The organism is Streptomyces sp. NPDC001787, assembly GCF_040297465.1.
Taxonomy (GTDB): domain Bacteria; phylum Actinomycetota; class Actinomycetes; order Streptomycetales; family Streptomycetaceae; genus Streptomyces.
Window position 1 is genome coordinate 347,368 of record NZ_JBEOZE010000001.1, and the last position, 18,747, is coordinate 366,114.

Annotated in this window: 12 protein-coding genes; 6 read left to right on the forward strand and 6 right to left on the reverse strand. The window is 71.1% G+C overall.

The genetic code is table 11. The features are described 5' to 3' along the window. The first annotated feature begins 216 nt into the window (after positions 1-216). Entirely contained in the window at positions 217-3,048 is a 2,832-nt protein-coding gene (locus tag ABT170_RS01470; RefSeq protein ID WP_351863363.1) for an AfsR/SARP family transcriptional regulator, read from the forward strand. A gap of 48 nt (positions 3,049-3,096) precedes the next feature. Here the strand turns inward: ABT170_RS01470 and ABT170_RS01475 are convergent, their stop codons facing one another. Then, positions 3,097-4,014, reverse strand: coding sequence for a serine/threonine-protein kinase (locus tag ABT170_RS01475; protein ID WP_329943230.1), 918 nt, complete (start codon positions 4,012-4,014; stop codon positions 3,097-3,099). Between the two features lie 65 nt (positions 4,015-4,079). Between ABT170_RS01475 and ABT170_RS01480 the strand changes: the two genes are divergently transcribed. Genes ABT170_RS01480 through ABT170_RS01495 form a run of 4 tightly spaced genes read left to right on the forward strand, consistent with a single transcriptional unit; the run spans position 4,080 to position 13,111 of the window. Further along, a complete protein-coding gene (locus ABT170_RS01480; protein ID WP_329943229.1) occupies positions 4,080-5,696 on the forward strand; it encodes a PD-(D/E)XK nuclease family protein in 1,617 nt (538 codons plus the stop codon). Next, positions 5,693-6,829, forward strand: coding sequence for a pPIWI_RE_Y domain-containing protein (locus tag ABT170_RS01485; protein WP_351863366.1), 1,137 nt, complete (start codon positions 5,693-5,695; stop codon positions 6,827-6,829). Before ABT170_RS01480 ends, ABT170_RS01485 begins: the two co-directional genes overlap by 4 nt. Continuing rightward, a complete protein-coding gene (locus ABT170_RS01490; protein WP_351863368.1) occupies positions 6,822-10,364 on the forward strand; it encodes a pPIWI_RE_Z domain-containing protein in 3,543 nt (1,180 codons plus the stop codon). The genes ABT170_RS01485 and ABT170_RS01490 overlap by 8 nt, the downstream gene beginning before the upstream one ends. Next, positions 10,361-13,111, forward strand: a complete 2,751-nt coding sequence (locus ABT170_RS01495; protein WP_351863370.1) for a pPIWI_RE module domain-containing protein — start codon at positions 10,361-10,363, stop codon at positions 13,109-13,111. The genes ABT170_RS01490 and ABT170_RS01495 overlap by 4 nt, the downstream gene beginning before the upstream one ends. 96 nt (positions 13,112-13,207) lie before the next feature. Here ABT170_RS01495 and glnA read toward each other — a convergent pair whose 3' ends face one another. Next, positions 13,208-14,617: a type I glutamate--ammonia ligase gene (gene glnA, locus ABT170_RS01500; RefSeq protein ID WP_329943225.1), complete on the reverse strand. Its 1,410-nt coding sequence runs from the start codon at positions 14,615-14,617 to the stop codon at positions 13,208-13,210. Between the two features lie 221 nt (positions 14,618-14,838). Between glnA and ABT170_RS01505 the strand changes: the two genes are divergently transcribed. Next, positions 14,839-15,306: an RDD family protein gene (locus ABT170_RS01505; protein WP_351863373.1), complete on the forward strand. Its 468-nt coding sequence runs from the start codon at positions 14,839-14,841 to the stop codon at positions 15,304-15,306. A 133-nt stretch (positions 15,307-15,439) separates the two neighbouring features. On the opposite strand, the gene ABT170_RS01510 is transcribed toward ABT170_RS01505, so the two are convergent. From ABT170_RS01510 to lipB, 4 genes are all read right to left on the reverse strand, one after another. Further along, positions 15,440-16,147: a DUF4191 domain-containing protein gene (locus ABT170_RS01510; RefSeq protein ID WP_329943223.1), complete on the reverse strand. Its 708-nt coding sequence runs from the start codon at positions 16,145-16,147 to the stop codon at positions 15,440-15,442. Positions 16,148-16,157: 10 nt separating this feature from the next. Continuing rightward, entirely contained in the window at positions 16,158-16,361 is a 204-nt protein-coding gene (locus ABT170_RS01515; RefSeq protein WP_329943222.1) for an SCO2195 family GlnR-regulated protein, read from the reverse strand. Between the two features lie 273 nt (positions 16,362-16,634). Continuing rightward, positions 16,635-17,612, reverse strand: coding sequence for a lipoyl synthase (gene lipA / locus ABT170_RS01520; RefSeq protein WP_351863376.1), 978 nt, complete (start codon positions 17,610-17,612; stop codon positions 16,635-16,637). A gap of 123 nt (positions 17,613-17,735) precedes the next feature. After that, on the reverse strand, positions 17,736-18,545 hold the full coding sequence (lipB, locus tag ABT170_RS01525) for a lipoyl(octanoyl) transferase LipB (RefSeq protein WP_329943220.1): 810 nt from the start codon (positions 18,543-18,545) through the stop codon (positions 17,736-17,738). Between the last annotated feature and the right edge of the window lie 202 nt (positions 18,546-18,747).

Below are 18,747 nucleotides of genomic sequence, written 5' to 3' on the forward strand. Positions count from 1 at the left end.
TCGGCTGGTGCAGTCGTGTCGTGATCACTCGGTTCACCGCGGTGTCCGCGTGGGGAAGCCGGCGGACGCGCCTCGGTTCGGGCCGCTCGGTCGAGCGGCGCGCCGAGTGATGACGGCATCGTGCCCGGGTTCCTCGGACGGAGGGGCGGCGTGTTCTGAGGTGAATCTGAGGGCGATGTGGAAGGGGCGCAGGGGACGGGTGCATGAGGAGTCGGGGTGCTGAGGGGGCAGGACGTGCTGCTCGGGACGGCGGACGGTGCGGCCGGGACGCACGGGGCGAAACACGCGGGAGAGGAGGTACGCGCACGTGTGCTCGGGGAGGTCGAAGTCCTTGTCGCTGGTGAGCGCGTTGTGCGGGGCGCGGACAGGATGTCCGCCCTGTTCGCCCTCCTGGCCACCGCGGACGGATGCCGGGCCACGGTCGACGAGGTCAAGCATGTCCTCCGGTCGGACAGGACCGTCAGTGACAACGCCGTCAGCCAGTGGCTGAAGCTTCTCCGGGATGTGGTTCCCGGTGTGCCCCGCATGAAGCTGCGCGAATGTTCGATTGTTCTGCCCCGTGACAGCCTGGATCTCTTCCGCTTCCGTGACGGGGTCGCCCGCGCGGCCACGCTGCGCGGGCAACCGTGCTTCGACGCGCTGGACCCGGTCATGGCCGGGTGGCCGCACGGGGAGGCGCTTGTGGGGCTCCCGGCCACGTTCGAGCCACGGCGCTCCGAACTGCGGATGGAATGGCTGGCGGCGGCGATCATGCGCCTGGACGCCGCATACGACGCCGGTCTGCACGACTGGCTTCGCAGAGAGGCCGCCATCCTGTTCCAGCGCTTTCCGCAGAACGAGCGGATCTTCCGGTACCACCTGATCGGGCAGAGCCCGAGGCTCTCGCGGGCGGCTCTGACGAAGCTGCTCAAGCAGCGCCGGGAACGGCACGGGGAGCCGAAGGACCCGGAGCTGATCGAGACGATCGGGGAACTGCGCGGGAGTCCGTCCGGCAGACGATCGCGTCGGGCCGGTCCCCTGCGCCCCGTTCCCGCCCAACTGCCCGCGTCCGGCCGGCCGGTGCTCGGCCGGGACGGCCATCTCACCCCGCTGCGGGAATTCCTCGGCGGGCGACGGGAGCAGGTCGGCAGCGCGCTGATCGCGCTGACCGGGATGCCGGGCGTGGGGAAGACCGCCCTCGCGCTGCGCCTGGGCGAACTCGTCCAGCGGGACTACCCGGACGGCACGCTCTTCGCCGGACTGCACGGTGTCGCCGACAGCAGGATGGCCCCGGCCGACCCGGAACAGGTTCTGGACCGGTTCCTGGAGGCCCTGAGCGTACGTACGGAAGCGACCGGGCTCGAACCGAAGAGTGCGGCCTACCGCACGGCGCTGGCCACCCGGTCCGTGCTCATCGTCCTGGACGACGCGGCCGACGCGGAACAGGTCCTCCCCCTCCTTCCCGGCAGGGGCGCCTGCGCCGTGATCGTCACCAGCCGGGACAGCCTGGCGGGTCTGCGGGCCCGGAAGGAGGTGTACATGAGGCCGATCGAACCGCTGGACGGTGAGACCGCGGAAAGCATTCTGAACGAGGTGATCCCCCCGCGGAGCCGGCTCAGGGCCGGGCATCTGATCAGCGAACTCGTCGAACTCTGCGGGCGTCTGCCCCTGGCGCTCACCGTGGTCTCCAAGCGCATCGAGGGTCGTACCTCGGACGGGATCCGCGCGCTCGTCATGGAACTCCGGGAAGAGCGGCGGAAGCTGGACGCGCTCCACCGGTCCGACCACGACCTCTCCGTGAGGCTGGCCCTGGACTGCTCGGCGCGGGCTCTGTCCCCGGAGGCGCAGTGCCTCCTCTGGCAGCTCGCCGTCCATCCGGGGCCGGGCATCAGCTGGTCCGCCGCGGTCGACCTCGGGAGCGTGGGCGCCGGCGGCGATGTGGACCGGGCCATCGAGGAACTGGTCGGGGCCAGCCTCGTACAGCTGTCGTCCGACCGCTACCGCCTGCACGATCTGGTGCGGGCCTACGCCCGGCACGAGTTGGACCCCTCGGCCGCCGGCGGGCCGCGCGGGCGACTGGAGGAAGCGACGGTGCGCCGGGTGCTGGAGTACCAGCTTCAGTACGCGGGGGTCTGCGACCAGGTGCTCGACTCGGGCAGGACGCTGCCCATCGAACTGTCCGACGCCATGCGGGGGATCGTCGATCCCCGCGACGAGGAAGAGGCGATGTCCTGTCTGGAGGACGAGTACGAGGCGGTCGTGCGGGGCATCGAGCTGGCCGTCCAGAAGGGGCTGAACCGCTACATCTGGCTCCTGCCCATGGCTCTGGTCACCTACCAGTGGCGGCGCAACCACCACGCGGCGGCGTACCGCAACCTCGTGCCCGCGGTGGAGGCGTCCCGGGAGGACGCCTCGCCCGGTGACCAGGCCATGGTCCACCGGATGCTGGCCGGCAGCGAGATGAGGATGGGCTCGGACCGGCAGGTCGTGGCGCACCTGGGCCAGGCCATCCGTCTCAGTGGGCTGGAAGCCGGCGACGCCGGACGCCTGAGCCTCGCCCGGTCCCTGCACATGCGGGCCATCGCCCTGCGCCGCCGGGGCGACCCGGCGGGCGCGCGGGAGGACTACCGCAAGGCGCTGGACATGTTCCGGGACCTGCGCGACCCCGTGGGCGAGGCGGCGGCGCTGAACGGGCTCGGCACCCTGCGTCATGACCACGGCGAGTACGACGCGGCGCTGCGGGACTGCGGTGACGCCCTGCGGATCTTCGAGACGACAACGGACCTGAACGGAACGGCCAATGTGCTGGTCACGCTCGGAAAGATCCATCTGTCCCGGTCCGAGCGGGACGAGGCGCTGCTCGTGTACCAGCGGTCCATCGGCATCTACCGCGACCTGGGCTACTGGCCCAACGAGGCCCGCACGCTGCGCCGTTACGCCGAGGTGCTGACGGCGGCGGGACGGGTGCCCGAGGCCGTGGAGGCGTTGGAGCGGGTCGTCGAGCTGCTGGAGTCGATGGGGGGCGAGGGGCTGCGCGAGGTGCAGGACCAGCTGAGGAATCTGGGGTGACGGGGGCGACGGGGGTGACCGGGGTGACGGGGGCGGCCCGGTCTGCCGTCACCGGACCGGGTCGCCGAGCGGCCACAGCGCTGAACGCCCGGTCCGGTAGAACTCGGTCGGGTCGGGGTCCAGCGGCTTGCCCGGGGGCTTCGAGCCCGGGGGGAGGAGGAGCGGGCGCAGGAGGCGGAAGACCTCCAGCACGTCCGCCGGGCGGTTCGCGGGCTCGCGGTCCACCATCCGCAGTGCGAGGGACCGGATCTGCTCCGGCACCAGCCGCAGACGGCCGGGCGGCAGGACCGGGCAATCGGGCTCGGGCCGTTCCGTCATACCGGCATAGGGCAACCGCATGACCGTCATCTCCAGCAGCAGGCAGCCGAGGGCGAAGACATCCGCTCGCGGGGTCACGCCGTCGGGATTCTCGTCGAACTGCTCGGGGGGCGCGTAACCCACCGTTCCGCAGCCCCGTTCGGTGGGTTCGCCGATCTCGATGGCCAGCCCCATGTCGATCAGCCGCACCCGTCCGTCCGGCTCCAGGATGATGTTCTCCGGTTTCACATCGCGGTGGACGAGCCGACGTGTGTGCACCTGATGCAGGATTTCGCACAGCTGGCCGATGACCGCGGCCGCCGTGGACACCTTCAACGGCCTGGCGGAGATCATCGTGTCGTACAGGGCCGCCCCGTCCACGAATTCCAGGACGATGCAGTACCGGTTCTGATATTGACCGCTCGCGAGGAACCCGGGAATTCCTTCGATTCCCGCGAGGTGCTTCGTGCGACCGCCCTCGAAAGCGAGTTCCTGGGCGATCTCGCCGTAATGCCGTGCCGATTCGAACTCGCGCGGTTTCTGCAGCTTGATGGCCACTTTCCGGTCCGTTGCGACGTCCCAGCCCGCGAAGAGTTCCCCCTGGCCCCCGCTGCCCACCCTGTCCAACAACTCATAGCGCCCCAGAACCATGTTCTTCACCGTCGTCATCGAGCTACCTCCGAATTCTGCCGCCACCTGCGTGCGGCCGGAATCGACTGAGAAAGGGAGTCACCGTGGCGGAATCCTGGACACCCCCCGACGGGTTGTACCGGAAGTCCGATGTCATCAACGTGTCCCTGGGCATGTTCAAGAGCAACGCATACCGCTGCCCCGCAGCCGACGCGCTGAAGGCACGAGGCTATCGCCCCCAGCGCTCCTCCCCGCAGGGCCGGGAACTGCTGGAACAGTTCGCCTTCGGCCCCATGATGGCCGCGCTCGACCGCGGTGCGGCGGATGGCGGAGCGGCGGACGGCGGAGCGGTCCGGGGCACGGCCCCGGACCGCGCGGAGGACCCCGGCGCCGGACGCCGGACGGCTACCGTCCACGAAGGCCTGCGGCAGTGGACCGCGCACGCCGTGTCCATGTACCGGGCCGCGTTCCCGCCGGATCCGGACGATCCCCTCACCGAGGCTCCGGAACCCTGGGCCTACCGGCACCGGTTGTCCGTCCCGGACGGTCGGGGCGCACTCCAGTACCGCATCACCGCCTGGGGCCGCTGCCTGCGGTCGGCGGACGGGACCCGGCGCGAACTGCGCCTTCCGGTCAACCGGCTGAGCGATACGGCACCGGACGAGGCACATGCCGCCGCTGCCGCGCTGGTGCTGGCCGAGGGCACCCCGGGGCCCCCGCCCGCACACGTACGCGTCGTGGAGTTCGCGCTCCTCGACGGCGCGGTGCGCACGCTGTTCGACGGCACCCGGGCGGAAGCCGTCGAGCGGTACCGGACCCATGGCGTCACCGCCCTGGCCCGGCTGCTGGACAACCACGAATACCGGCCCGGCTCCGCGTGCGGGGGCTGCGCGTACCTCGCCGTCTGCCCCGCCCTGCGCAAGGCGCCCGGTCTCCTGGGCGTCGGCACCCCGGGCCGGCCGCGGCGCACCTGGTCGGTCACCAACGGACGCAACTACCGGGAGTGCCCGGCCCGCGATCATCTGCGCAGGCTGAACCTGCCCACCCTGGACGCGGTGGAGCGGGGCCCCGCCGCCGAGCGGGGCCGCGCCGTCCACGCCTACCTCGCCGAGCGCCACGGCCACGGCTCCCTCCGGCCGTGCACCGTGAACGTGCCCGCCCACTGGGTTCCCGAAGGCTTCGCGCTGCCGGACGAGGAACGCGAACTGGGGATGCTCCTGCTCCGCCGGCACGCGGCGGTCTGCCCGCTGCTGTGCGTGCGGGACAGAAGCGACCTGCGCGCCGAGCCACGGGTGGTGCGCTACGACGCGACGGGCAACGCAGTCGTGATCGCCGCACCCGATCTGCTCTACCGGGACGGTGACTCCTGGGTGTGGCGCGAGACCAAGACGTCGGCCGGCGAGCGCCGGAGGCCCGGCGGGCTGCTCGACAACTACCCGCAGCTGGCCCTCGCCGTTCCGCTCGTCGCCGACGGCACCATGGGCGGCTCTTCGTCGCGCTCGCGGATCGAGATCGAGGTACTCCGCCCCGGCGGTGCGGACCTGGAGATCATCGACCCCTTCGACCGCGCCGTCCGGTCGGCCGCCGAGGAGGTCCTGAGCGGCCTGGCGGCCGACTGGCACCGGGACGACACGCATAGCGCCCGGCCAGGCCCCCAGTGCGCCCGGTGCGAGGTGGCGCGCTGGTGCCCTTCGGGCACCCGGGAAGGCGTGGCGGCGTGAGGCCCCGGGTACCGGCGCCGCGGACGGGCCCGCCGGCCGGAAGCCACGACGGGCCGGAACTCTTCGCCGAGCTGGCAGGTGTCGTGGCCGCGACCGCCGGCCAGGAGCGACTGCGGTCCTTCTCGCTGCCCTACCCGCGTGATGCCCAGCTCGCGCTCGACCGCATGGTGCTGCACTGCCTCGGTCAGGGGCGCACACCGCCCAGGAGCGTCCCGGAGCTGCTCTCCTGGTGCCGGCGGATCACCGCGGGAGACCCGTTGTTCCGGATCCCGCCGGACCGGGTCTCCCCGGACGCCACGCTGGTCCACCCGGTCGGGGCGATGCCCACCAGGACCTGCCTGGAGCTTGCCTCCACCGGTCCGCGGGGGCGGATCGAGCAGGAGGCGATCAGCCTCATGGCGGGGCTGGCGGCGCGCTGCGGCCCGACCGCGGAGTACCGCCGCTGCCGGAGTTTCCTGATGGAGCGGCCCCTGGTCAGCCAGACGGACCGGATGCAGCACGGGCGCGGACGCTGGAACAAGGCGGTCTGGGACCGGGTCAAGGGCCTGTACGGACCTGTACCGGAGTCCCTGCGGTGCGGGCGGACGCTCTTCCTGTGCGGGACCTGCGGACTCCCCGCGCGGAAGGGCGACGAGCGGGCGGGCCGGCCGGGTGCCTGGTGCGAGAAGGAGGACTGCCCGCCCGGGATTCCGCTCCGGCTCGTCCGCGACCCCGCCCAGGCCCTCCTGCTGCGGCGGAGCCTGCGGGTCTTCCTCGCCCTGACCGGCCCGACCGAGCGGGCGGCACTGGCCGAACTCACCCGCGCGAAGGTCGGCCACGAGTTCAGCCCGTCCGGCCTCGGCTCCTACCGGATCCGCGGTGCGGACGTCCCGGACCGGCTGCTGTGCGTCTACGACCGGCAGCAGCCCGCCCTGCTCGCCGCCCGGGTCGGCGAGACGGCCGACGGCCCGTCCCCGGTGACGTTCGTCGTGGTGCCCCGGAGGCAGGCGGACGACCCCGTCTACCGGGCCGCCTTCGAGAAGGCGGCGGACACCGGTCATCGCGGGCGGCCGGTACTCACGTCCCCCGAGGACCTGGTCCGCGACGTACGGGCCTGCCGCACCGCGAAGGAAACGGAGAGGGACCATGCGTAGCCTGAACCAGCCGCTCGGCGAGATCGTCGAGGAGCTCAAGTCGTACGCCGGGCCGACCGTGCGCGGCCCGGCGCTGGAAGCCCTGTGCCAGGTCGAGCTCGGCCTGCACCTTCAGCGAAGGCTGATGCCCGACAGCCCCGCGGCGCACGCGTGGGTGCTGTTCAGCGGGTACCCGTTCGCCACCGCGTGGGGCGCCCCGATGCCGGCGGACGCCGGGAGGACGCTCCACGTCGGACGCTATTCCCTGTGGACCCTGCGCCGGCGCCGGGCCTGGCGCGAGGCGCTGGAGCGGTACCAGCGGTTCCCGCGTCCGCTGCGCGTCTTCGACGTACCCGACCCCGACCTGCCCGCCGAAGCGTGCGGGACATCCGTCGCGCACGGGCGCGGTCAGGTCTACGAGGAACTGCTGAGGATCGCACCGCCGCTGACGGGCAAACGGCTCCGGCGGGCGGGGCCCGGCCGGCACGCGTTCCCGGTCGGCCGCGACCTGGCGCTGGTCGACCTGCCGTCCGTACCCGGCACACCCCTGATCGCCCACGACGTGGACACGCTGCCACCGGGCGGGGGCGAACCGCTGACCTTCGGCCTGGCCGAACTGGAACGGACCGCGGCCCGGATGGACGCCCGGCAGCCCGGACAGGACTGGGTGGGCAGGCTGAAGGCCTTCAGCCTCTCGACCAGACAGGGCGACGGCTTCGGACCGTCGGACACCTTCACCGTCAGCCGGATCCAGCACCTTCTGGGCATCGTCGGGGCGGGCAAGAGCACCCTGCGCGACATCATCGCCGTCCACCTGGCCACCCTGCCCGTCCCCCGGCGCGTCACCGTCGTGGTCGGCGACGTCACCGAAGTGCTCAAGCTCGTCAAGCTCTACAACGTCCACACCGACGGCTCGGCCGCTCCCGTTCTCGGGGCGTCGGGCAGGGAGCGGCACGCCCAGCGGCTGCACCGGCGACTGGCCGGGAGGGGCGAGCACCGGCTGCTCGCCCATGACGACTCCTCCTTCGACTACCTCGGCACCTCCTGCGCGTTGAACGTCCTGCGGCGCGGCACGCCGGGCGAGGGGCCGCTCGGCTTCGGGGAAGCGCCCTGCAACCGCCTCCAGCCCAGGTCCCGCCGCCCCGAACCGCCGGACGGACCAGGAGGGGCACCGCGATGGCAGAAGCAGACGGTCGGCTGCCCGTACTGGTCGGTCTGCCCCCGCCACCACGCGGCCCGCGAACTCGTGGGCGCCGACATCTGGGTGACCACACAGGCCGGTCTCCTCGACGCCCGTCCGCCGCGCCCGCAGAACGGCGAGCGCATCCGCTATCTGGAGCTGGCCTGCCGGCGCAGCGACCTTGTGATCGTCGATGAGGCGGACCGGGTTCAGATGCAGTGGGACCAGTCGTTCGCCCCGGCCGTCCTGCTCGCGGGCGGTGACAAGGACGGCTTCATCGACAAGCTGAGCGGGCACAAGACGCGTGAGTTCTCCGTCGGCGGCAGGACCCAGCTCTCCGACCGGGAAGTGGAGAACTTCTCGGCCGCGCTGAACACGGCGGGGGCGGCGACCGACCGCCTGTACGCCATGCTGGTGGGCAGCCACGAACTGCGTACCTGGGTCAGGACCGGTTACTTCAGCGCCTGGACTCTTCAGCTCGGACTGCTCGACGAACGCTATCCGCTCCCGCAGGACGACGGCCGGAGCGGGCCGGCCGGTTCGGACACCGCCGCCCGGGAGGCACTGGGCACCCGGCTGGACGCCTTCCGGGACAACCCGTTCGGGGACCGCTTCCGTTTGACCTCGGAGGACTTCGCCGAACTCACCGGTCTGCTGAACGAAGTGCTGCACACCAGCAATCCCGACCATACGAGGCGGCGCCTCGTGACGGTGATGGAGAAGGTCTTCCGGTTGGACGAACCCTTCATGGCCGCACGGAACGCCCAGTACGAGAAGGAGCTGGCCGTCTGGAGAGTGGCGCTGAGGAAGTGGGAGGACGGGCCGCGCCGGAGGAAGGAGCCCCGGAAGCCGCAGAGCCCGGACAGCTGGAAATCGGAGTTCGCCCGGCATTTCGAGTTCACCCTTCTGCTGTGTGCCCTCGAACCGAAACTCGCGCTGATCAACGCCATGTGGCCCCGGGTCGAGGCGGCGCTCAGACTGGACTACAACTCCATGTACCGCCGCCCGGCCGACTACGGACCGATGGTCCCCGAAGCGCCGATGGGAAATGTCCTGGGCTTCCAGTTCCACGTCAGAGGACGGGACGAAGGAGGAGTCCGCAGCGGGGAGCTGAAATTCTTCCGGTGCAGCGGCGTCGGCCGCGAACTGCTCCGGGCCATGCCCGATCTGACGGCCGTGGACGGCAGGCCGGGCGCCCATGTCCTCCTCATGTCCGGCAGCAGCTGGGCCGGGCGGTCCAGCCGCTATCACATCCCGGTCGACGTGGGAGTGGTCATCGAGCCACCGCCGGAGGTGACCCGTCGCATCGCCGGGAAGAGCGAGATGCGGTTCGAGTTCATCACCGAGGACGGGGCCGCCCTGCGGATCTCGGGAACCGCCCAGGAGGACCGGCCGGAGACGCTGCGCCGCATCGCGACACGGCTGGGAGCGAGCGTCGACGAGGACGAGGAGGACGGCGGCCCCCTGGAGATGGAGCTGCTGTCGCTCCCGGAGGGACGTGACCACATCCTGCTCCTGGTGGGCAGCTACGAAGAGGCGCGGGTGGTGGCGGACGCCCTGCACACCCTCAACTCCCGCTGGAAGAACAAGGTCCTGCGGCTGGTCTCGGACGACGAGGACATCGACGACGACAGCGAGGGGTACGGCGACCACCACGCCCGGGTGCTGCGCCGGGGCGATGTGGAGCAGCTGAAGGACTGCCGGGCCGACATCCTCGTGGCCCCGCTCCTCGCGGTCGAGCGGGGGCACAACATCCTCAACGACGAGGCCGTGGCGGCCATCGGTACGGTCTACTTCCTCGCCCGTCCGAATCCGCACCCCGACGATCTCGGGCTCGCCGTCCACGCCATCAACGACTGGATCGTCCGGGCGGGGGACAGCGGCGAGTTCGCCTCCTGGGTCCGCGGCGGCGCGCATGTGGAGGAGGGCGCCGAGGAGGTCCGGCGCCGGGCGCGCTCGCGCTGGTACCAGGTGCTCCAGCGCAGCATGGCCTGGAGCCGGCTCGGGGACGACCGCGAACAGGTCACCTGGGACCTGCTCGTCCTGATGTGGCAGGTCATCGGACGGCTCGTGCGTGGTGGCGTGCCTGCCCGCGTGGTCTTCGTGGACGCCGCCTTCGCGCCGTGCGCGTCCGCCACGCCACCAGGGCCGGACACTCCGGAATCCAGCCTTCTGCACAGTGTGCTGGACGTACTGCGGCCCTACTTCGCCGGCACCGGCGAGAAGTCGGAGCACGACCGGTTCATCACCGAGGCCCTGTACGGGCCGCTGTGGCTGATGCTGAACCGCTGTCTGCACCCGGCCCGACCCACCGATGAACCGGAAGAGCCCGGCCCCGTCGCCGACGAATCAGGGAGCACCCCGTGTACCACGTGATCAGGACGGCAGCCTACGAACCCGACCCCGCGTACGGGCCGTGGACCGAATCCCCGTACGTGATGCCGTTCAGCGAGGAACTGCGGGCGGAGCTCACCTCCCTGTACGCCCGCACGCGCCGCTGCGGGGACGACCCCGTACAGCTGCCGGTCCGCCGGCTCAACTCCCTGCTGCGGGCCATGGCCCCCGGGGTCGTCGCCACCGCGCGCAACGCGGGTGCCGATCCCCGGATCCCGTGGCTGTACGGGCGTGAGCCCGTTCCGCGGGAGGTGATCGCCCCACTGATCAGCACCTGGGCGGCCGGTCTGGCACGGACACCGGCACCGGAGGACGAGGACGAGACGGCCGATGCCACGAGCAGGGAGGACGAACTGTTCCAGGGCCTCGACCAGGTCCTGGCGGACCTGCCCCCATGGCAGTCCGTACCCGTGGACCTCACCGAGACGGCCGTCTCGGCGGGCGGCACGGCCGAACCCGCCCCGCGGCTGTACAGCCTGCTCCCGGAGTGGATCGCCTTTCGGCTGGCCGCCCGCCCGTTCCGTACCGGAGGCGCCGAACTCCGCTTCCGCGTGGTGAGCCGCGAGAACGGTGCGGAACTGGTCTCCTGGCCGCCGCAGCGGTACGAGCACCGCAAGCGGACCTGGTACTACTCCGCCCTGGTCGGTGTCGGCGTCCAGACCGTGCCGTTCAGCGACCGGTTCCGGGTCCATGTCTCGACCAGCGTCCGCCGGTGGGCCACCCGGCCGGGGGCCCGGTCCCAGGACCTGCGAGGGGCCACCGTGCTGCTGGACGCGCCGCTTCCCTGGCCGGACGTTCCCGATCCGAGGGAGCGGCTGATCGAGAACGCGTTCGACTACGACCGCGGACGCCTGGCGTGGCGCAGCCACAGCCCTGCTCTGATCCTGCCGGACCTGGACATCGTGCACAGCTACCCGGAACCGGGAGACCTGCTCACCGACCCGGAGAAGTGGATCAACGGACGCCAGGGCATCGCCGCGGGAATCGTCTACCGTCCGGCCCTCGGCCCCCACAGCGTGGGTCCCGGACTGATGCCCAAGGAGCGCGCGGAGCTGGATGCCTGGGCCGAGGAAGGACTGCGGCCCATGCTCCGGCGCGTCCCGGACCTGACCAGGGTCACCCGGCACAACACCCCCTCGCTCCTGCCCCGGTCCGGCCCCGCGGGCGATGCCGCATCGCGCGACGCGCGCCGGGCGGCGGCGCGCCGCGAGGCGCTGGCGAGTGCCCTGGACGGCAGCCCGCTGGAGATCGACATCCTCTGGCAGTCGCCCGAGACCAGGGCGGAACTGATCGCCGCACTCCCGGAGCTGATCGGACTGCCGCCCGGCCGCAAGGACAGCGACCGCAAGGACAGCGACCGCAACGACGGCGACCGTGCGGCCGGCGACCGGACGGAGGAGACCTGGCACTGGCGGGCCGACGGTCTCGACATCCGGGTCCGGACCGGCCACGCCGGAGCACTGGCCGCACCGCTGGACCTGCCGGGCGACCGCGGACGACAGCGTGCCGTCCGCCTCGCGGAGGCCATCGCCGACCGCGGCGCACTCATCGCCGGCCGTGTCCAACGGCCCCGGGACGTACGGGGCCTGGCGATCGTCGAACTCGGCGGGAAGGACCACTTCCGGACCCCGGAATCCGATCCGAAGCACGCGCTGCGTCTCGGTCTCGCGGGCCGGGGACGGCTCAGCCAGTTCATCGGTCTGCCCGGGGAGGCCGAGGACACACTCCCGCACCGGGCGCGCTCGGCGTGGCTCGACGCCTTCCGCCAGCTCGGGGCGACCGCACCTCCCGCGCACCGGGTGGGGCCGGGCATCCCGGAGGACGTGCAGTACGCAGCCCTGTGGCTGGTGCGCTGGACGAGGAAGGGCCCCACACGCTGTCCCACGCGCCGTCTCGTCGCCGTACGGGTCCGCCCCGACGAGGGCCCCGGCGGCATCCACGGCTGGGACTCCGAACGCGCGGCCTGGGTGCCCTACCCGGACCTTCTTCTCTCCCTGTCCCGGGACGCCGCGGTCACCGGACCCGCTCCCGCGCGGGGCGGAACGGTCACCGGGGACGGGCAGCAGGAGGCCGAGCGGCAGATCCGGGCACTGCTCTTCCAGCTCCGCGACCGCCCCACCCTGCTCATGGCGAGCAGCGGGAACCTGCGTCAGTGCTGGCCGGGTCTCCGTAACGGATCCCTGGCCCGGGACATGCTGGGCTTCGGCGCGTCCGACCCCCAACGGCTCGCGGTGTACGGCCCCGACCTGCGCGTCGTCCTCGCCCGGGACGCCAACGGCCGTGAGGAGGTCCCCGAGTGGTACGCACATGACGGCGCGGGCCGGGCGGGCTTCGCGAAGGGGGTGTGGGGCACGTCCGACCCGGAGAACCGCGTCTTCGCCAGCACGGCCGACGTACCGCACACGGCGACGCTGCCCAAGGGCCTGATGAAACTGGTCCCCACCGCCGCGGGCCGTACGGCTCCCGGCAGGAGCGCGTGGAATCCGGTCCATCTGGAGCTGACCGTGCTCGGCTGCCTGTCGGAGAAGGCCCTGGCCGACGCCGGAAGGACCGACCGCCCGGCCGACCGGCCCGCCGAATGGGCCACCCTCGCGCACCAGCTCCGCTTCCACGACGACTACCCGCCCCTGGCCCGCCCGCTGCCCCTGCATCTGGCACGGATGGCGAAGGAGTACGTCCTGCCCCTGGCCACCGCACCGCTGAAGGCCCGGGTGCCGGACGACGAGTAGCGCGGCCCCGACGCCCGAGGGCCGTCACCCCACAACAGCGGGTGACGGCCCTCGGGCGATGCTTCCGGCAACCTCACCGGCCGCCGGGGACGTGCTCTAGAGGTCGAAGTACAGCTCGAACTCGTGCGGGTGCGGGCGCAGCTGGATCGGGGCGATCTCGTGCGTGCGCTTGTAGTCGATCCACGTCTCGATCAGGTCGGGCGTGAAGACACCGCCGGCCTGGAGGTACTCGTTGTCCGCCTCCAGCGCGTCGAGCACGGCCGGGAGCGAGGTCGGGACCTGCTGGACGTTGGCGTGCTCCTCGGGAGCCAGCTCGTAGAGGTCCTTGTCGATCGGCTCGGCCGGCTCGATCTTGTTCTTCACACCGTCGAGGCCCGCCATCAGCAGCGCGGCGAAGGCCAGGTACGGGTTCGAGGACGGGTCCGGGGCGCGGAACTCGACGCGCTTGGCCTTCGGGTTCGAGCCCGTGATCGGGATGCGCATCGCGGCGGAGCGGTTGCGCTGCGAGTACACCATGTTGACCGGGGCCTCGAAGCCGGGGACCAGACGGTGGTACGAGTTGACCGTCGGGTTGGTGAAGGCCAGCAGCGACGGGGCGTGCTTGAGGATGCCGCCGATGTAGTAGCGCGCCATGTCCGACAGGCCCGCGTAACCCTGCTCGTCGTAGAACAGCGGGTCGCCGCCGGCCCACAGGGACTGGTGGACGTGCATGCCCGAGCCGTTGTCGCCGAAGATCGGCTTCGGCATGAAGGTCGCGGTCTTGCCGTTGCGCCAGGCGACGTTCTTCACGATGTACTTGAAGAGCATCAGGTCGTCGGCCGCGGCCAGCAGCGTGTTGAACTTGTAGTTGATCTCGGCCTGGCCGGCGGTGCCGACCTCGTGGTGCTGGCGCTCGACCTGGAGGCCGTTCTTGTCCAGCTCCAGGGAGATCTCGGCACGCAGGTCGGCGAAGTGGTCGACCGGCGGGATCGGGAAGTAGCCGCCCTTGTAGCGGACCTTGTAACCGCGGTTGTTCTCGGTCGCACCGGTGTTCCAGGCGCCCGCCTCGGAATCGATGTGGTAGAAGCTCTCGTTCGCCGACGTCTGGAAGCGGACGTTGTCGAAGACGTAGAACTCGGCCTCGGGACCGAAGTACGCGGTGTCGGCGATACCGGTGGAGGTGAGGTACGCCTCCGCCTTCTTGGCCACGTTGCGAGGGTCACGGCTGTACTGCTCGCCGGTGATCGGGTCGTGGATGAAGAAGTTGATGTTGACCGTCTTGTCGCGGCGGAACGGGTCCACCCGAGCCGTCGACAGGTCGGCGCGGAGCGCCATGTCGGACTCGTGGATGGCCTGGAAGCCGCGGATCGACGAACCGTCGAAGGCGAGTTCCTCGGCCGGGTCGAAGGTCGCCGCCGGGATCGTGAAGTGCTGCATCACCCCGGGCAGGTCGCAGAACCGGACGTCGATGAACTTGACGTCGTTGTCCGCGACGTACTTCTGCACTTCGTCGGCGTTCTGGAACATCCAACTCCTCCTACTCCCGGCCCGGGAGGGACGGGGTTGCAGCTCGTTGTGCGGCCAGTGCGGTGGCACACGCTGGACCCGACCATAGGCAGGCGGGATTTCTCAAGCATGACCCATTTGTTTCGCCCAAGTTAACCGGGGCGGGTGTGAGCGGCGCCTCAGCGACGTGTACCGGTGCCCCGCCCGGCCGGGCGCGGACATCCGCGCAGTACCGTGGACGGGTGGACAACAGGCAAGCAATCGGATCGTGGCTCTCCGGACCGCGTGCGGCCGCCGAGGAGATGGGTGCCGACTTCGGCTACCGGGGCAAGAGGCTCGGTCTGCCCGAGAAGGGACCGGGGTCCGTGGCCCCGCTCGGCCGCCGCTTCGGAGCGCTCTTCATCGACTGGTCGCTCTGCATGGTGATCGCATACGGGCTGCTCGCTCGCGGTGACCAGCAGGCGGCGGGCAACTGGGCACTCGGTGTTTTCCTCGTGATGAGCGTGCTCACCGTCGGAACCATCGGCTCCACGCCCGGCAAGCGCATCCTGGGGCTGCGCGTCGTCGCCGAGAACGGTGGCCGGGCCGGTGCGGGCCGCGTGATCCTGCGGAGCGTGCTGCTCCTTCTCGTCATCCCCGCCCTGGTCTGGGACCGCGACGGGCGCGGTCTGCACGACCGGCTGGCCCGCGCCGTCCAGGTCCGTATCTGAACCCCGTCCCCGTACGGGGCACAGGCCACCGGACACACAGGCCACCGGGCAGGGAACAGAACGAAGAGGCGGCCCCGGTACCGATCAGGCCGATCGGTACCGGGGCCGCCTCCGTCGCGCGTGGGTGGGGCGGTCAGCGCATCTTTCCGCCGCGCGGCATCCGCATGCCCTTGGGCATCGGGCCCTTCGGCAGCGGCATGTTGCTCATCAGGTCGCCCATCGCCCGCAGCCGGTCGTTGGCCGCGGTGACCTGCGGGCCGGTCAGGACGCGCGGGAGCTTCAGCATCTTGGTGCGGACCTTCTTCAGCGGCACCTGGCCCTCGCCGTTGCCGACGATGATGTCGTGCACCGGTACGTCGATCACGATGCGGGCCATCTTCTTCTTCTCGGCCGCCAGGAGGCTCTTCACCCGGTTCGGGTTGCCCTCGGCCACCAGCACGATGCCGGCCTTGCCGACGGCCCGGTGGACGACGTCCTGGCTGCGGTTCATCGCGACCGCGGGCGTCGTGGTCCAGCCGCGGCCCACCCGGTCCAGTACCGCCGCCGCCGCGCCGGGCTGTCCCTCCATCTGCCCGAAGGCCGCCCGCTCGGCACGCCGCCCGAAGACGATCGCCATCGCGAGGAGGGCCAGGACGAAGCCCAGGATGCCCAGATAGACCGGATGCCCGACCACGAAGCCGATGGCGAGAAGGACACCGAAGGTGACGATTCCCACACCAGCGACGACAAGACCGATCTTGGAGTCGGTCCGCCTGGTCATCTTGTAGGTCAGGGCGATCTGCTTGAGCCGCCCCGCGTTCTCGGCGCTGTCCGCGCCTTCAGTGTTTGCCTTCCTCGCCATGTACAGAAGTTTACGTGGCCCGGGAACGGCGGTCGGCCACGGCCTCCAGTACGTGCAGGGCCTCGACGCGGTCCCTGGCCCGGCGGCGGTCCTCCAGGACCGCCGTCCAGGCGTTGCGGCGGGCCGTGCGCTGGCCGCTGCTCAGCAGCAGCGACTCGACGGCACGCAGGGCATGGGTGACGGACGGGATGGTACGGACCGGCGCGGCCTGCATCGTGGTGGTTCCCCTCGGAGCGGATGCGCGGAATGGGGGCGGAGCGTCGTACGGCGAGCGGTGACGGCGGCGGCTGCCGGAGCCGGTGCCGCGGGTGTACCTAGGGTCACTGCTCGGTGTTACCAGTGCGTGACCGGTCGGTCAAACACCAATGAAACCTTGATTCCGGCGGCGCGCACGTCGAAGCGGCCCATACGCGTCCCCCACCTGCGGGGGAGCGTACGGGCCGCGCCGAACGGGTCATTACCGACCGGTAGTCACTTGTGCGCGGATTCACACACCGGTGACGGCGGTCGCGGGGACCGCGGCGGCGCCGCGGGCCTCCATCGCCTGCTGGAAGAGGCGCCCGGCACGGTACGAGGAACGCACCAGCGGCCCCGACATCACACCGGAGTAGCCGATCGCGTCGGCCTCGTCCTTCAGTTCCACGAACTCGTGAGGCTTCACCCAGCGCTCGACCGGGTGGTGCCGTACGGACGGCCGCAGGTACTGCGTGATCGTGATCAGCTCGCAGCCCGCGTCGTACAGGTCCTGGAGCGCCTCGCTGACCTCCTCACGGGTCTCGCCCATGCCGAGGATCAGGTTGGACTTGGTCACCAGGCCGGCCTCGCGGGCCCGCGTGATGACCTCCAGGGAACGCTCGTAGCGGAAGCCGGGGCGGATCCGCTTGAAGATCCGCGGCACCGTCTCCACATTGTGCGCGAGCACCTCGGGGCGCGAGGAGAAGACCTCGGCGAGCTGCTCGGGCTCCGCGTTGAAGTCGGGGATCAGCAGCTCGACCTTGGTCGCGCCGGCCTCCCGCTCCGCCGTCAGCGCGTGGATCTGGCGCACGGTCTCGGCGTACAGCCAGGCGCCGCCGTCCTCCAGGTCGTCGCGGGCGACGCCGGTGATGGTGGCGTAGTTCAGGTCCATCGTGACGACCGACTCGCCGACACGGCGGGGCTCGTCCAGGTCCAGCGCCTGCGGCTTGCCCGTGTCGATCTGGCAGAAGTCACAGCGCCGGGTGCACTGGTCGCCACCGATGAGGAAGGTGGCTTCGCGGTCCTCCCAGCATTCGAAGATGTTGGGACAGCCCGCCTCCTGGCAGACCGTGTGCAGCCCCTCGCTCTTGACGAGCTTCTGCAACTGGTTGTACTCGGGGCCCATCTTCGCCCGGGTCTTGATCCACTCGGGCTTGCGCTCGATGGGGGTCTGGCTGTTCCGGACCTCCAGGCGCAGCATCTTGCGCCCGTCGGGTGCGACAGCGGACACTCCGGCACTCCCCTTTGCTCTCGCTGCATTTGATTCTTCGGCGAACACCAGGGTACGCCCGTAGTTCAAACGGTCTTACGCCTGGCCAACCTGTGGCCATCGGGGCCTATTCCCCGAACGGCCCTAAGCGGAAGCCGCGGCCCGCGGGGGATCGATCACCCTGGGCGCGAGTTCCGCGTTCTCCAGGACGTCCCGCAGGTGCTTCTCGGCGACCGGGAGGACGTCCGCGACGGTGATCTCGCGGCCCAGCTCGTAACTGAGCGAGGTGACCCCGGCGTCCCGGATGCCACAGGGCACGATCCGGTCGAACCAGGTGTTGTCCGGGTTCACGTTCAGGGCGAAACCGTGCATGGTCACGCCCTTGGCGACCCGGATCCCGATCGCGGCGAGCTTGCGGTCCTCACGGCGCTGGCCCGCGTTGGACGGGGCGTACTCGGGGCCGTTCAGCCGGGGGTCGAACTCGTCGTCCTGGAGTCGCGGGTCGAAGTCGAGCGAGAGCCCGCCGAAGGAGCGGCGCTCCTCGACCGGGTCGCCCAGCACCCAGACGCCGCTGCGGCCCTCGACCCGGGAGGTCTCCAGGCCGAAGTCGGCCGCCGTGCGGATCAGCGCGTCCTCCAGCCGGCGGACATGCGCGACGACGTCGACCGGGCGCGGCAGCTTCTGGATGGGGTAGCCCACGAGCTGCCCCGGGCCGTGCCAGGTGATCTTGCCGCCCCGGTCCACGTCGATGACCGGAGTGCCGTCCAGCGGGCGCTCGCTGTCCGCCGTGCGGCGTCCCGCCGTGTAGACCGGCGGGTGCTCCAGGAGCAGACAGGTGTCCGGGACGGTGTCCTCGAACCGGGCCGCGTGCACCTCGCGCTGCTTCTGCCAGGCCTCTTGGTACTCGACCGCTTCCTCGCCGAACCCCAGACGGACGAACCGCAGCTCACTCACGGGGATGCCCTTCCTACTCGTGGTGCCGGGAGCCCGGAGGGATGTCCCCGGAGCCACGTCGCCCTGCACTGATCGCGCCCCGGGCCACTGTACGACCGCTCCCGAACGGGTGACCCGGCAGGTCATTCCCGTCAGCTCTGCCCGCAATCCTCACACGATCGGATGAAAGTGGAGCAAAGGTGGCTGTGACCGCCCGGGAGGC